Origin of the sequence: Escherichia sp. KTE159, from assembly GCF_000408805.1 — a bacterium.
Classification (GTDB): domain Bacteria; phylum Pseudomonadota; class Gammaproteobacteria; order Enterobacterales; family Enterobacteriaceae; genus Escherichia; species Escherichia marmotae.
Genome location: NZ_KE137292.1, coordinates 2,279,941 through 2,293,093, shown reverse-complemented (window position 1 = coordinate 2,293,093; position 13,153 = coordinate 2,279,941). Strand labels below are relative to the sequence as shown.

At 50.0% G+C, this 13,153-nt stretch carries 11 protein-coding genes and 4 tRNA genes; 9 read left to right on the top strand and 6 right to left on the bottom strand.

What is annotated here, in order from left to right; all coding sequences use genetic code 11:
- Positions 1–76 (bottom strand) — tRNA-Val (locus tag A31E_RS10690).
- 258 nt (positions 77–334) lie between these two features.
- Between A31E_RS10690 and gltX the strand changes: the two genes are divergently transcribed.
- Complete coding sequence (gene gltX / locus A31E_RS10695; protein WP_001516821.1) at positions 335–1,750, top strand: glutamate--tRNA ligase; 1,416 nt, start codon at positions 335–337, stop codon at positions 1,748–1,750.
- Positions 1,751–1,807: 57 nt separating this feature from the next.
- Here gltX and A31E_RS10700 read toward each other — a convergent pair whose 3' ends face one another.
- Both A31E_RS10700 and A31E_RS10705 read right to left on the bottom strand, forming a co-directional pair.
- Positions 1,808–2,200: a MerR family transcriptional regulator gene (locus A31E_RS10700; protein ID WP_000826489.1), complete on the bottom strand. Its 393-nt coding sequence runs from the start codon at positions 2,198–2,200 to the stop codon at positions 1,808–1,810.
- 1 nt (position 2,201) lies between these two features.
- Complete coding sequence (locus A31E_RS10705; RefSeq protein WP_000472019.1) at positions 2,202–2,561, bottom strand: YfeC-like transcriptional regulator; 360 nt, start codon at positions 2,559–2,561, stop codon at positions 2,202–2,204.
- 220 nt (positions 2,562–2,781) lie between these two features.
- On the opposite strand from A31E_RS10705, the gene A31E_RS10710 reads away from it, so the two are divergent.
- The 4 genes from A31E_RS10710 (at position 2,782) to A31E_RS10725 (ending at position 5,484) form a co-directional block, all read left to right on the top strand.
- A tRNA-Ala gene (locus tag A31E_RS10710) sits at positions 2,782–2,857 on the top strand.
- Positions 2,858–2,896: 39 nt separating this feature from the next.
- Positions 2,897–2,972: transfer RNA gene (locus A31E_RS10715), tRNA-Ala, on the top strand.
- A 39-nt stretch (positions 2,973–3,011) separates the two neighbouring features.
- Positions 3,012–3,087: transfer RNA gene (locus A31E_RS10720), tRNA-Ala, on the top strand.
- A 207-nt stretch (positions 3,088–3,294) separates the two neighbouring features.
- Complete coding sequence (locus tag A31E_RS10725; RefSeq protein ID WP_016249035.1) at positions 3,295–5,484, top strand: bifunctional diguanylate cyclase/phosphodiesterase; 2,190 nt, start codon at positions 3,295–3,297, stop codon at positions 5,482–5,484.
- Between the two features lie 53 nt (positions 5,485–5,537).
- Here A31E_RS10725 and nupC read toward each other — a convergent pair whose 3' ends face one another.
- Positions 5,538–6,740, bottom strand: coding sequence for a nucleoside permease NupC (gene nupC, locus A31E_RS10730; protein WP_001516818.1), 1,203 nt, complete (start codon positions 6,738–6,740; stop codon positions 5,538–5,540).
- A gap of 338 nt (positions 6,741–7,078) precedes the next feature.
- Here nupC and A31E_RS10735 point away from each other — a divergent pair, with 338 nt between their 5' ends.
- On the top strand, positions 7,079–8,317 hold the full coding sequence (locus tag A31E_RS10735; RefSeq protein WP_000186376.1) for an Nramp family divalent metal transporter: 1,239 nt from the start codon (positions 7,079–7,081) through the stop codon (positions 8,315–8,317).
- Between the two features lie 142 nt (positions 8,318–8,459).
- Here A31E_RS10735 and ypeC read toward each other — a convergent pair whose 3' ends face one another.
- Both ypeC and A31E_RS10745 read right to left on the bottom strand, forming a co-directional pair.
- Complete coding sequence (gene ypeC, locus A31E_RS10740; RefSeq protein WP_000490087.1) at positions 8,460–8,786, bottom strand: DUF2502 domain-containing protein YpeC; 327 nt, start codon at positions 8,784–8,786, stop codon at positions 8,460–8,462.
- A 114-nt stretch (positions 8,787–8,900) separates the two neighbouring features.
- Positions 8,901–10,157, bottom strand: a complete 1,257-nt coding sequence (locus tag A31E_RS10745) for an ion channel protein (protein ID WP_016249034.1) — start codon at positions 10,155–10,157, stop codon at positions 8,901–8,903.
- A 203-nt stretch (positions 10,158–10,360) separates the two neighbouring features.
- On the opposite strand from A31E_RS10745, the gene glk reads away from it, so the two are divergent.
- The 3 genes from glk (at position 10,361) to A31E_RS10760 (ending at position 13,139) form a co-directional block, all read left to right on the top strand.
- Entirely contained in the window at positions 10,361–11,326 is a 966-nt protein-coding gene (glk, locus tag A31E_RS10750) for a glucokinase (protein ID WP_000170363.1), read from the top strand.
- Positions 11,327–11,544: 218 nt separating this feature from the next.
- Complete coding sequence (locus A31E_RS10755) at positions 11,545–11,871, top strand: PTS fructose transporter subunit IIB (protein WP_016249033.1); 327 nt, start codon at positions 11,545–11,547, stop codon at positions 11,869–11,871.
- A gap of 20 nt (positions 11,872–11,891) precedes the next feature.
- Positions 11,892–13,139, top strand: a complete 1,248-nt coding sequence (locus A31E_RS10760) for a PTS fructose transporter subunit IIC (RefSeq protein WP_001516817.1) — start codon at positions 11,892–11,894, stop codon at positions 13,137–13,139.
- Positions 13,140–13,153 lie beyond the last annotated feature (14 nt).

The window sequence follows — 13,153 nt, the reverse complement described above, 5'->3', positions numbered from 1 at the left end:
TGGTGGGTGATGACGGGATCGAACCGCCGACCCCCTCCTTGTAAGGGAGGTGCTCTCCCAGCTGAGCTAATCACCCCCGCTGTGTGGAGTCGCATTATAGGGAGAGTTCAAAATGAGTCAACGCCTTTTCCAAAGAAATTGTTCGTTCGTCGTAAATTTAAGCAGGATGATCGCAAAACAGACCGTGTTGCGCAATTTCTCAACGAAAACAATAATGCATCATGTAGCAACCCGAACTACATTGAGGAATCAGGCTGGAGTGATAGAATATCGCCCACTCAATTTTTCCAGGATTTGCCGGTTGTCGGCATCTTTCTAAACGTAAGGCCATTTCATGAAAATCAAAACTCGCTTCGCGCCAAGCCCAACAGGCTATCTGCACGTTGGCGGCGCGCGTACTGCTCTTTACTCCTGGCTTTTTGCACGTAACCACGGTGGTGAGTTTGTGCTGCGTATTGAAGACACCGATCTTGAGCGTTCCACGCCGGAAGCTATCGAAGCCATTATGGATGGCATGAACTGGCTGAGTCTGGAGTGGGATGAAGGTCCGTACTTCCAGACCAAACGTTTTGATCGCTATAACGCGGTTATCGATCAGATGCTGGAAGAGGGGACGGCCTATAAATGCTACTGCTCTAAAGAGCGTCTGGAAGCACTGCGTGAAGAGCAGATGGCAAAAGGCGAGAAGCCGCGTTATGACGGTCGCTGCCGCCACAGTCATGAACATCATGCTGATGATGAACCGTGCGTCGTGCGTTTTGCTAATCCGCAGGAAGGTTCCGTTGTTTTTGACGATCAGATCCGTGGTCCGATCGAGTTCAGTAACCAGGAGCTGGATGATCTGATTATCCGCCGTACCGATGGTTCTCCGACCTATAACTTCTGTGTGGTTGTTGATGACTGGGATATGGAAATCACCCACGTAATCCGTGGTGAAGACCATATCAACAATACACCGCGTCAGATCAACATTCTGAAAGCCCTGAAAGCGCCAGTACCTGTTTACGCGCACGTTTCTATGATCAACGGTGATGACGGTAAAAAACTGTCCAAACGCCACGGCGCGGTCAGCGTAATGCAGTATCGCGACGATGGTTACCTGCCAGAAGCGTTGCTGAACTATCTGGTACGTCTGGGCTGGTCCCACGGCGATCAGGAAATCTTCACCCGTGAAGAAATGATCAAATACTTCACCCTGAACGCGGTTAGCAAATCTGCCAGTGCGTTTAACACAGACAAACTGCTGTGGCTAAACCATCATTACATTAACGCGTTGCCGCCGGAGTATGTCGCTACTCATTTACAGTGGCATATCGAGCAGGAAAATATTGATACCCGCAACGGCCCGCAACTGGCGGAACTGGTGAAACTGCTGGGTGAACGCTGCAAAACCCTGAAAGAGATGGCACAAAGTTGCCGTTATTTCTACGAAGATTTTGCCGAGTTTGATGCTGATGCAGCGAAAAAACATCTGCGCCCGGTCGCTCGCCAGCCGCTGGAAGTGGTACGTGACAAACTGTCTGCAATTACTGACTGGACGGCTGAAAATGTTCACCACGCTATTCAGGCAACTGCGGATGAGCTGGAAGTGGGTATGGGCAAAGTCGGTATGCCGCTGCGCGTAGCTGTTACCGGTGCGGGTCAGTCTCCGGCGCTGGATGTTACGGTTCACGCAATTGGCAAAGCACGCAGCATTGAGCGCATCAATAAAGCGCTGGCATTTATTGCTGAACGCGAAAACCAGCAGTAATTAATACTTAAAAGATAAACGGCAGGAGATAATATCCTGCCGTTTTTTACTTATTATTTATGCTGATTCGTCAATGTCGAGACGGGCAAGGAAATTGCGAATCCCTTCACGCGATAAAAACTGCGCAACTTTTTCTTGCTCACTATGAGTCATATTGTCTATCGCGCTGATTATTTGCCGGTAAGCCGGAGTTCGCATACCAGGTGCGTATTCAGCAAGAGGTTCTTCGGCCTCGAGAAAAACCGGCGTGTTATGGAAGGCCGGTGTGTTTTGAATAAACTCGCAAACCTGCGTATCGATCAGAATAAGTCTGGCACGGCCGCCCTTCACGCCGGGAAATTTTTCCGTTTTCCAGCCTTTTTCTCTAATCCAGCGGTTAACGGTTTGTTTAGCCACGCCGAGGCATTCCGCCAGTTCTTCGGTGGTCATTTTATTGCGTAATCTTTTCATATTATTTGCTGTTGCGAATCCCTAAGCGTTGTAATAACCCGATAATCCCTTCCCGCAGAAGCAAGGATGTAAACTGTTTTTGTTCAGTTGCCGTCATCTCTTTCGCCAGCGTCGCTAACAGCACTTCAAGCGGCGCATCGCCAGACAGGGCGGGTATTTCTCCCTGACACTGTGGGCGTTCTGCATTGCGAATATATTCACGAACCTGTTCATTGATGTGTACCAGTCGGGCCTTGCCACCCTGGACGCCTGGTTTTGGTGATGTCGTCCAGCCTTCCTTGCGTACCCATTTATTAATGGTCTGGCGGCTATAACCGGTCAGTCTGGCAAGTTCATCTGGCGTCATCCTCTCCTTGAACATAACAATTCCCTGAATAGTTGTGGGTCTATTAAGTGTTCATTTTATAGCATCAATTTACAGGAAACCGTGATATGAATAACTACTGAATGCGAGACGTAATCCAAAAATGTTCATTTGCCTGATTTTTCAGCGATTGAAACCAGGTGCTGCAATTTGCCGTTGACACATAAGGGCGGAATTCATATGATGCCGCCCGTCAACTCGACAAGCTTTACGTGACGGGGCTATAGCTCAGCTGGGAGAGCGCTTGCATGGCATGCAAGAGGTCAGCGGTTCGATCCCGCTTAGCTCCACCAAATTTTGCACCCAGCAAATTTGGTACGTAAACGCCTCGTGGGGCTATAGCTCAGCTGGGAGAGCGCTTGCATGGCATGCAAGAGGTCAGCGGTTCGATCCCGCTTAGCTCCACCAAATTTTGCACCCAGCAAATTTGGTACGTAAACGCCTCGTGGGGCTATAGCTCAGCTGGGAGAGCGCTTGCATGGCATGCAAGAGGTCAGCGGTTCGATCCCGCTTAGCTCCACCAAATTTCAAACCCTCGCTGCGAAGCGGGGGTTTTTTGTCTCTGCTTTTTGCCGCTTTTGTAATACAGTCCACGCCCGGGTTAGCGCCGCCTGGTGAAAACATCACTGGACAAAAAAACAGCAGCAGGCCGGCCCCTGTTTGCTTCGCGATGCGAATAAACTTATTATTTGTGTGCCTGAAAAACCCGATCAGTGAGAGTAGTGTACTCATGTTTGTGGAGCATAACCTGATAAAAAATATCAAGATATTCACACTGGCGTTTACGCTCACCGTGGTACTTATTCAGCTATCTCGTTTTATTTCGCCACTTGCAGTTATCCATTCCAGTTATATCTTTCTGGCGTGGATGCCTCTGTGCGTAATGCTGTCAATAGTGTTCATCTTTGGCTGGCGTGGTGTCGTTCCCGTTTTATGCGGGATGTTTTGCACTAATCTGTGGAATTTTCATCTCTCATTTTTGCAAACCGCTGTCATGCTTGGCAGCCAGACTTTCGCTGTGTTGTGTGCTTGTGCAATATTACGCTGGCAGTTGGGAACGCGTTGGCGTTATGGCTTGACCACCCGAAACGTCTGGCAACGTCTCTTCTGGCTTGGTTTGGTGACGCCGATCGGCATCAAATGCAGCATGTATCTTGTAGGCAACTTCTTTGATTTCCCGCTAAAAATATCGACATTTTTCGGGGATGCAGATGCTATTTTCACGGTCGTTGATTTTCTTAGCCTTTTCACTGCGGTGTTGATTTACAACATGTTCTTTTACTATCTCACTCGCATGATTGTAAGTCCCCACTTTGCGCAGATATTGTGGCGCAGAGATATCGCACCGTCACTGAACAAAGAGAAACGTGCATTTACCTTAAGCTGGCTTGCTGTTCTTACCGTGCTGCTACTTCTGATGTGTACGCCTTATGAAAACGACTTCATTGCCGGTTATCTGGTGCCCGTTTTCTTTATCATCTTTACTCTTGGTGTCGGTAAGCTTCGCTATCCGTTTTTAAATCTCACCTGGGCTGTCTCGACTCTTTTCCTCCTGAATTACAACCAGAACTTTTTACAAGGGGTGGAAACAGAATATTCGCTGGCATTTATTCTGGCGGTACTGATTTCTTTTAGCGTTTGCCTGCTCTACATGGTGCGCATTTATTATCGTAGTGAATGGCTTAACCGTCGCTGGCATTTGCAGGCGCTGACCGACCCTTTAACGCTATTACCCAACTTTCGCGCGTTGGAGCAATCGCAAGAGCAAGAGGCCGGAAAGAGTTTTTGCTGCCTGCGTATTGATAATCTTGAGTTTATGAGTCGTCATTACGGTCTGGTGATGCGCGTTCATTGCATCCGCTCAATTTACCGTACACTGCTACCGTTGATGCAGGAAAACGAAAAGTTGTATCAACTACCGGGCAGTGAATTGCTGCTGGTACTGACCGGGCCGGAAACGGAAGGGCGGCTCCAGCATATGGTTAATGTCCTCAATAGTCGGCAGATTCACTGGAACAACACCGGCCTGGATATGGGCTACGGCGCGGCCTGGGGGCGTTTTGATGGCAATCAGGAAACCCTGCAGCCCATGCTGGGGCAGTTAAGCTGGCTGGCGGAACAATCCTGCGTTCATCATCACGTTCTGGCGTTGGATAATCGAGAGGAGATGGCGTCCGGGCAGACTACCAAACAGGTGCTATTGCTGAACACCATTCGTAAAGCATTAGATAATGGTGATTTGCTTCTCTACGCCCAGCCCATTCGTAACAAAGAGGGACAAGGCTATGATGAGATCCTTGCTCGTCTGAAATATGACGGCGGCATTATGACGCCGGATAAATTTCTGCCACTTATCGCCCAGTTTAACCTAAGCGCGCGTTTCGATTTGCAGGTGCTGGAATCCCTGTTGAAGTGGCTGGCAACTCACCCTTGTGACAAAAAAGGACCGCGATATTCGGTAAATTTAATGCCGCTCACTCTGCTACAAAAAAATATCGCCGGACGGATTATTCGCCTGTTTAAGCGTTATCACATCTCCCCGGAGGCTGTCATTCTCGAAATCACCGAGGAGCAGGCGTTTTCTAACGCAGAAAGCAGTATGTATAACATTGAACAACTGCATAAATTTGGCTTCCGTATTGCGATTGATGACTTTGGCACTGGCTATGCCAACTACGAGCGGTTAAAACGTTTGAAGGCCGATATCATCAAGATTGATGGCGTCTTTGTGAAAGATATCGTCACGAACACGCTGGATGCGATGATTGTGCGCTCGATTACCGATCTGGCGAAAGCGAAGTCGTTAAGTGTGGTTGCAGAGTTTGTAGAGACGCAACAGCAGCAAGCGCTATTGCATAAACTTGGGGTGCAATATCTGCAAGGATATTTAATTGGTCGCCCGCAGCCATTAGTTGATTAGCAGGGATAAAAAAGCCGGGGATAAATAATCCCCGGCTTTTTTAATGGATTGCCTTACAGCACCAGTGCTGCGATTGATGCAGAAAGCACACTCACCAGCGTAGAACCATAAACCAGTTTCAGACCGAAACGAGAAACCACGTTACCTTGCTCTTCGTTCAGACCTTTAACCGCGCCCGCGATAATCCCGATAGAAGAGAAGTTAGCGAAGGATACCAGGAACACAGAGATGATGCCTTCAGCACGCGGAGAGAGCGTAGAGGCAATTTTCTGCAGATCCATCATCGCAACGAATTCGTTGGAAACCAGTTTGGTCGCCATGATGCTGCCTACTTGCAGTGCTTCACTGGAAGGAACACCCATCACCCATGCAATCGGATAGAAGATGTAGCCCAGGATGCCCTGGAAGGAGATGCTGTAGCCAAACCAGCCAGTCACGGTAGCAAACAGGGCGTTCAGTGCTGCGATCAAGGCGATAAAGCCGATTAGCATTGCTGCAACGATAATGGCTACTTTGAAGCCCGCCAGAATGTACTCACCCAGCATTTCGAAGAAGCTCTGACCTTCGTGCAGGTTGGACATCTGAATGTTTTCTTCGCTGGCATCAACACGGTACGGGTTGATCAGCGACAGTACGATAAAGGTGCTGAACATGTTCAGTACCAGCGCTGCAACCACGTATTTCGGTTCCAGCATCGTCATGTATGCGCCAACGATGGACATCGACACGGTGGACATCGCCGTGGCTGCCATAGTGTACATACGATTACGGGAGATTTTGCCGAGGATATCTTTATAGGCGATAAAGTTCTCGGACTGACCCAGAATCAGGGAGCTGACGGCGTTAAAAGATTCCAGCTTGCCCATTCCGTTGACTTTGGAAAGCAGGAAGCCAATCGCGCGGATAATCACCGGCAACACGCGAATGTGCTGGAGAATACCGATCAATGCAGAGATAAAGACGATTGGGCACAGCACTTTCAGGAAGAAGAACGCCAGGCCTTGATCATTCATGCTACCAAAGACAAAGTTAGTACCTTCGTTGGCAAACCCGAGCAGTTTTTCAAACATTTCGGAGAAGCCTTTCACGAAGCCCAGACCAACGTCAGAGTTCAGGAAGAACCACGCCAGTAACACTTCGATAACAAGCAGTTGAATTATATAACGGATACGAATTTTTTTGCGGTCGCTGCTTGCCAGCAATGCGAGAATCGCAACAACGGCTAGTGCCAGTACAAAATGAAGGACGCGGTCCATATTTGCTCCAAATATGAGGCAGGTTAAGTTTCCGTGCACATTCTATGTAACATGGTTAAGGAAAACGAGATCTGACACACACTATAATGATGTCCTGTGACAAGCTTCAAAAATAGTGAGCTGTTATACATTTCTGCTATGTTGTGTATGGAAGCTGAAAGTTATGTAAATGTGCTAACATTAAACATAATCATAACATTTAACTCATCAATCTTTTCGTAGTCATAATCCTGGCCTATCAGAGAAATCACCCTAATCCAATTAAATGAATTTGATAATCATTCTCGTTTAGCATAGCATGAAACATAGCAAAGGCTATGTTTTAGAGGCACAACAAGATGACAAACTATCGCGTTGAGAGTAGCAGTGGACGGGCGGCGCGCAAGATGAGGCTCGCATTAATGGGACCTGCGTTCATTGCAGCGATTGGTTATATCGATCCCGGTAACTTTGCGACCAATATTCAGGCGGGAGCCAGCTTCGGCTATCAACTGCTATGGGTTGTTGTCTGGGCGAACCTGATGGCGATGCTGATTCAGATTCTTTCAGCCAAACTGGGGATAGCCACCGGTAAAAATCTGGCAGAGCAAATCCGCGATCACTACCCGCGCCCCGTAGTGTGGTTCTATTGGGTTCAGGCGGAAATTATTGCGATGGCGACCGACCTGGCGGAATTTATTGGCGCAGCGATCGGTTTCAAACTGATTCTTGGTGTTTCGTTGTTGCAGGGGGCGGTGCTGACGGGTATCGCGACTTTCCTGATTTTAATGCTGCAACGTCGCGGGCAAAAACCGCTGGAGAAAGTGATTGGCGGGCTACTGCTGTTTGTTGCCGCGGCTTACATTGTCGAGCTGATTTTCTCTCAGCCTAACCTGGCGCAGTTGAGTAAAGGGATGGTGATTCCGAGTTTACCAACCTCGGAGGCGGTCTTCCTGGCGGCTGGCGTGTTAGGGGCGACGATTATGCCGCACGTGATTTATTTGCACTCTTCGCTCACTCAGCATTTACATGGTGGTTCGCGTCAACAACGTTATTCCGCCACCAAATGGGATGTGGCTATTGCCATGACTATTGCCGGTTTTGTTAATCTGGCGATGATGGCAACGGCTGCCGCCGCGTTCCATTTTTCCGGTCATACGGGGGTCGCTGATCTTGACGAAGCCTACCTGACGCTGCAACCGCTGTTAAGCAATGCTGCCGCGACGGTCTTTGGTTTAAGTCTGGTGGCGGCGGGGCTTTCGTCAACGGTGGTGGGAACATTGGCGGGGCAGGTAGTGATGCAGGGATTCATTCGCTTCCATATTCCGCTGTGGGTGCGCCGTACCGTGACCATGTTGCCATCTTTTATTGTTATTCTGATGGGGCTGGATCCGACGCGGATTCTGGTCATGAGTCAGGTGCTGCTAAGTTTTGGTATTGCCCTGGCGCTGGTGCCACTGTTGATTTTCACCAGTGACAGTAAGTTGATGGGCGATCTGGTTAACAGCAAATGGGTTAAACAAACCGGTTGGGTGATTGTAGTACTGGTGGTCGCGTTGAATATCTGGCTGCTGGTGGGAACGGCACTAGGGTTGTAGTTCAACTGGCGTCGCATGTGGTGCCACTGGCGGATGCGGCGTAAACACCTTATCCGCCCTACGTGTTTAATGGCGCGGGTTTGTAGGCCTGATAAGACGCTCCAGCGTCGCATCAGGCATCGTACTCCATTGGCGAATGTGTTTAATGACGGTGCCCATGTCCACGACCTTTTCCGCGATGATCATCACGGTCGCGCCAGCCTTCGCGGTAGCCTCGTTCATACGCTTTACGCTTATCCCAGCCACGGTGGTATCCATTATCGTGACGCCACCAGCGGTTTTTACGCCATTCGTAATTACGGTGCCAGTAATCACGGTCGCGCCAGTGACCACCGTCCCAATAATTACCGTAATGATCGCGATCGCCAATTTGTAATTTTATCGATGGCAGTAGGGTAATTTCACCTGCGTTTGCCGCAAGTGGGGTAAATACCATCAGGGCGGCCGCCAGAAACAGTGACCTGAACATTGTTATTCTCCTTCACGATCGAAGCCGTCAGCGGCCTGTTAACGCAATATTACGGGGAGGTAAAGCCCCGTTTCATCGCCATAACTCTTAAATCGTGAGGGAGAGCATTTTTTGTTAAAGCTTATCGTGGGGGGGCTGTTGCTTCGGGCGATTCACAATCATCATTGGTTTACCTGCCAGCAATAGCCACGCCGGAAGCATGACGATACAAAGCAGCGGTAGCAAAGTGGTATCAGGTACAACGACCGCCGCCATAAACAGACTTAACCAGCCATCGCGCGTCACCACCAGTACTATGCCGAGAATAGCGCAGGAAACGGTAATCGCCGCCGGGACTGCGGGAACATGTTCATGCAGCATCAACCCTAACGCTACGCCAACAAACACGGCCGGGAAGATTCGCCCACCACGAAATCCGCTGGCGGCGGCAATAACCAGGGCGGCAAGTTTAATGAGCGCCAGCAAAAAGTAATCGCTGGCGCTCAAAGCCTGATTCATCACCATTTGCTGCATCTCATCCAGTCCTTTAAACAGTGAGACAGGTCCGCCGATGACGCCCAGAATACCCAGCATAAAACCGCCAACTCCCAGCATGAGTACTGGGTTTTTAATCTGATGCATCATCGCGTGCAACCGTGGCAGACACCACACAGCAACCATCCCCGCAGCGATGGCAATCGTCGCCACAATGGCACCGCTGATGAGGTCGGTCATCTGCATCTGTTCGTAATGCGCAATGGGTAGCGAAAAATGAGGATGAAAAAATAGACTTGTGGTCAGAGCACCAGTCGCCGCCGCCATTAACGGTGCAAAGAGCCGATCCCATAGCGGGACTTCATTACTGCCATTTAAGGTTTGCGAAAATATCAACGCTGCCGCAACAGGTGTACCAAACAGCGCGCCGATAGTTCCGGCTGAGGCTAAAATAGTCCACTCCATCCGGTGAACTCGTGGTAACAGACGAGTGCCAATCGCCACTGCGAGAGCGATATTAACGGTCATGATCGGATGTTCCGGCCCGAGGCTGACGCCACCAGCAAGACCGAGAATTAATGCCAGGATCAGTCCCGGTAGCGCAGAGGGGGGAACCGGTGCGCCGATCAGTGGTTCACTGGCTGGATCTGGCCCGGCATGACCCTGGCTGAAACGGATAACCAGTCCTACCGCGATCCCTGTCAGCGTTAATATTCCGATGATCCACAGCGGTGAGTCCTGAGCTAACCCCAGACTTTCCGGTAGTCGTTGCCAGAGCAAACTCTGTAATACCGAGGCGATTTTCATCACTACAATCAGAATAAGACTGGACGCAATCCCAATTGCCACTGCGGGAAGCGATAATAACAACATGGTTCTGGCTCGCGGATGGAGCATGTTCTATTCCTTATGCGGGATCAGATACTTAGTTTGCCCAGCTTGCATAAAGGCATCGCTGCAATTGGTGCTGAAACGATAAAGTAATTGTGTGACCCAGATCGATATTTACAGGGAGCCAGCCTTTCCGGCGTTGTTGTTATGCCCCCAGGTATTTACAGTGTGAGAAAGAATTCTTTTGACTTTAGCGGAGCAGTAGAAGAATGACAAAGTATGCATTAGTCGGTGATGTGGGCGGCACCAACGCACGTCTTGCCCTGTGTGATATTGCCAGTGGCGAAATCTCGCAGGCTAAAACCTATTCAGGGCTTGATTATCCCAGCCTGGAAGCGGTCATTCGCGTTTATCTCGAAGAACATAAGGTTGAGGTGAAAGACGGCTGTATTGCCATCGCTTGCCCAATCACCGGTGACTGGGTGGCAATGACCAACCACACCTGGGCATTTTCGATTGCTGAAATGAAAAAGAGCCTCGGTTTTAGCCATCTGGAAATTATCAATGATTTTACGGCGGTTTCGATGGCGATCCCGATGCTGAAAAAAGAGCACCTGATCCAGTTTGGCGGAGCAGAACCAGTAGAAGGTAAACCAATCGCGGTGTACGGTGCCGGAACAGGGCTTGGGGTTGCGCATCTGGTCCATGTAGATAAACGCTGGATCAGCCTGCCGGGTGAGGGCGGTCACGTTGATTTTGCGCCAAATAGCGAAGAAGAGGCCATTATCCTCGAAATACTGCGTGCGGAAATTGGCCATGTCTCGGCGGAGCGCGTGCTTTCTGGCCCTGGGCTGGTGAATCTGTATCGTGCGATTGTGAAAGCCGATAACCGCCTGCCGGAAAATCTCAAGCCGAAAGATATTACCGAACGTGCACTGGCCGACAGTTGCACCGATTGTCGTCGGGCATTGTCGCTGTTTTGCGTCATAATGGGACGTTTTGGCGGCAATCTGGCGCTCAATCTCGGGACATTTGGCGGTGTGTATATTGCAGGCGGTATCGTGCCGCGTTTCCTCGAGTTCTTCAAAGCTTCTGGTTTCCGCGCCGCTTTTGAAGACAAAGGCCGCTTTAAAGAATATGTCCATGATATTCCGGTTTATCTCATCGTCCATGACAATCCGGGACTTCTCGGTTCGGGCGCACATCTACGCCAGACCTTAGGCCACATCCTGTAAAACCTTCCTGTCATATCGGGAGGAATCTCTCCCGATAGTCATTTAAATCATAGAGTTAATTAGATTTTTCTTTGTGTTTCATCACAAGGCCGACCTGCGTCACACTTCCGTATAACGGGATTAATTATCCAGTAAAAGCATTATTTGTCTGGTAACAGCGATTTGTTTTGCACGTTCATAATTTCACTCGCTAACTATAACCAAGCGAGGAAATAACGATGAGTAAGAAACTGATTGCCCTGTGTGCTTGCCCAATGGGGCTGGCGCACACCTTTATGGCTGCCCAGGCGCTGGAAGAAGCGGCGGTAGAAGCAGGCTATGAAGTGAAAATTGAAACCCAGGGCGCAGATGGCATCCAGAACCGTCTTATGGCGCAAGATATCGCAGAGGCGACCATCATCATCCACTCCGTGGCGGTTACCCCGGAAGATAACGAACGTTTTGAGTCACGCGATGTTTATGAAATCACTTTGCAGGACGCAATTAAAAACGCTGCGGGCATCATCAAAGAAATCGAAGAGATGATTGCCGCTGAACAGGCGTAATTTTTTACAGGGATATTGTTATGGCCATTAAAAAACGCAGTGCAACCGTTGTGCCTGGCGCATCCGGTGCGGCAGCGGCAGTTAAGAATCCGCAGGCCTCTAAAAGCAGCTTCTGGGGTGAACTCCCGCAGCACGTGATGTCAGGGATTTCACGCATGGTGCCGACCTTAATTATGGGCGGTGTGATCCTCGCTTTCAGCCAGTTGATTGCTTATAGCTGGCTGAAAATTCCCGCTGACATTGGCATTATGGATGCGCTCAATAGTGGGAAATTTACCGGTTTCGACCTCTCGTTACTGAAATTTGCCTGGCTGTCGCAGTCGTTTGGCGGTGTGCTATTTGGCTTTGCCATTCCGATGTTCGCCGCCTTTGTGGCTAACTCCATTGGTGGCAAACTGGCGTTCCCGGCAGGGTTTATCGGCGGGTTGATGTCTACCCAGCCCACGCAACTGCTGAATTTTGACCCCAGCACCATGCAGTGGGCGACCTCTTCGCCCGTGCCGTCCACCTTCATTGGCGCGCTGATTATTTCTATTGTCGCGGGTTACCTCGTGAAATGGATGAACCAGAAAATCCAGATGCCGGATTTCCTGTTAGCGTTCAAAACCACTTTTTTATTACCAATTCTTTCCGCCATTTTTGTCATGCTGGCGATGTATTACGTGATCACGCCGTTTGGTGGCTGGATCAACGGTGGCATTCGCGCCATGTTGACGGCAGCAGGTGAAAAAGGCGCGCTGATGTACGCAATGGGAATTGCCGCAGCAACGGCAATTGACCTGGGGGGGCCAATCAACAAAGCGGCAGGTTTCGTTGCCTTCAGCTTTACGACAGACCACGTACTACCCGTCACCGCGCGTTCTATCGCTATTGTTATTCCGCCGATTGGTCTGGGCCTGGCGACCATTATCGACCGTCGTTTAACCGGCAAACGCCTGTTCAACGCCCAGCTTTATCCACAGGGCAAAACCGCCATGTTCCTTGCGTTTATGGGTATCAGTGAAGGTGCTATTCCGTTCGCGCTGGAAAGTCCCATCACCGCCATTCCGTCCTATATGGTAGGTGCGATTGTTGGTTCCACCGCCGCTGTCTGGCTGGGTGCAGTGCAGTGGTTCCCGGAATCTGCTATCTGGGCATGGCCGCTGGTTACTAACCTCGGCGTCTATATGGCGGGGATCGCGTTGGGGGCAATCATCACTGCGCTGATGGTGGTGTTCCTGCGTCTGATGATGTTCCGCAAAGGCAAATTGTTAATCGATAGCCTGTAAGAAGGACAATCCTG

Coding starts and splice junctions, on each gene's coding strand:
- gltX (WP_001516821.1), top strand. CDS start 335: ATGAAAATCAAAACTCGCTTCGCGCCAAGCCCAACAGGCTATCTGCAC.
- A31E_RS10700 (WP_000826489.1), bottom strand. CDS start 2,200: ATGAAAAGATTACGCAATAAAATGACCACCGAAGAACTGGCGGAATGC.
- A31E_RS10705 (WP_000472019.1), bottom strand. CDS start 2,561: ATGTTCAAGGAGAGGATGACGCCAGATGAACTTGCCAGACTGACCGGT.
- A31E_RS10725 (WP_016249035.1), top strand. CDS start 3,295: ATGTTTGTGGAGCATAACCTGATAAAAAATATCAAGATATTCACACTG.
- nupC (WP_001516818.1), bottom strand. CDS start 6,740: ATGGACCGCGTCCTTCATTTTGTACTGGCACTAGCCGTTGTTGCGATT.
- A31E_RS10735 (WP_000186376.1), top strand. CDS start 7,079: ATGACAAACTATCGCGTTGAGAGTAGCAGTGGACGGGCGGCGCGCAAG.
- ypeC (WP_000490087.1), bottom strand. CDS start 8,786: ATGTTCAGGTCACTGTTTCTGGCGGCCGCCCTGATGGTATTTACCCCA.
- A31E_RS10745 (WP_016249034.1), bottom strand. CDS start 10,157: ATGCTCCATCCGCGAGCCAGAACCATGTTGTTATTATCGCTTCCCGCA.
- glk (WP_000170363.1), top strand. CDS start 10,361: ATGACAAAGTATGCATTAGTCGGTGATGTGGGCGGCACCAACGCACGT.
- A31E_RS10755 (WP_016249033.1), top strand. CDS start 11,545: ATGAGTAAGAAACTGATTGCCCTGTGTGCTTGCCCAATGGGGCTGGCG.
- A31E_RS10760 (WP_001516817.1), top strand. CDS start 11,892: ATGGCCATTAAAAAACGCAGTGCAACCGTTGTGCCTGGCGCATCCGGT.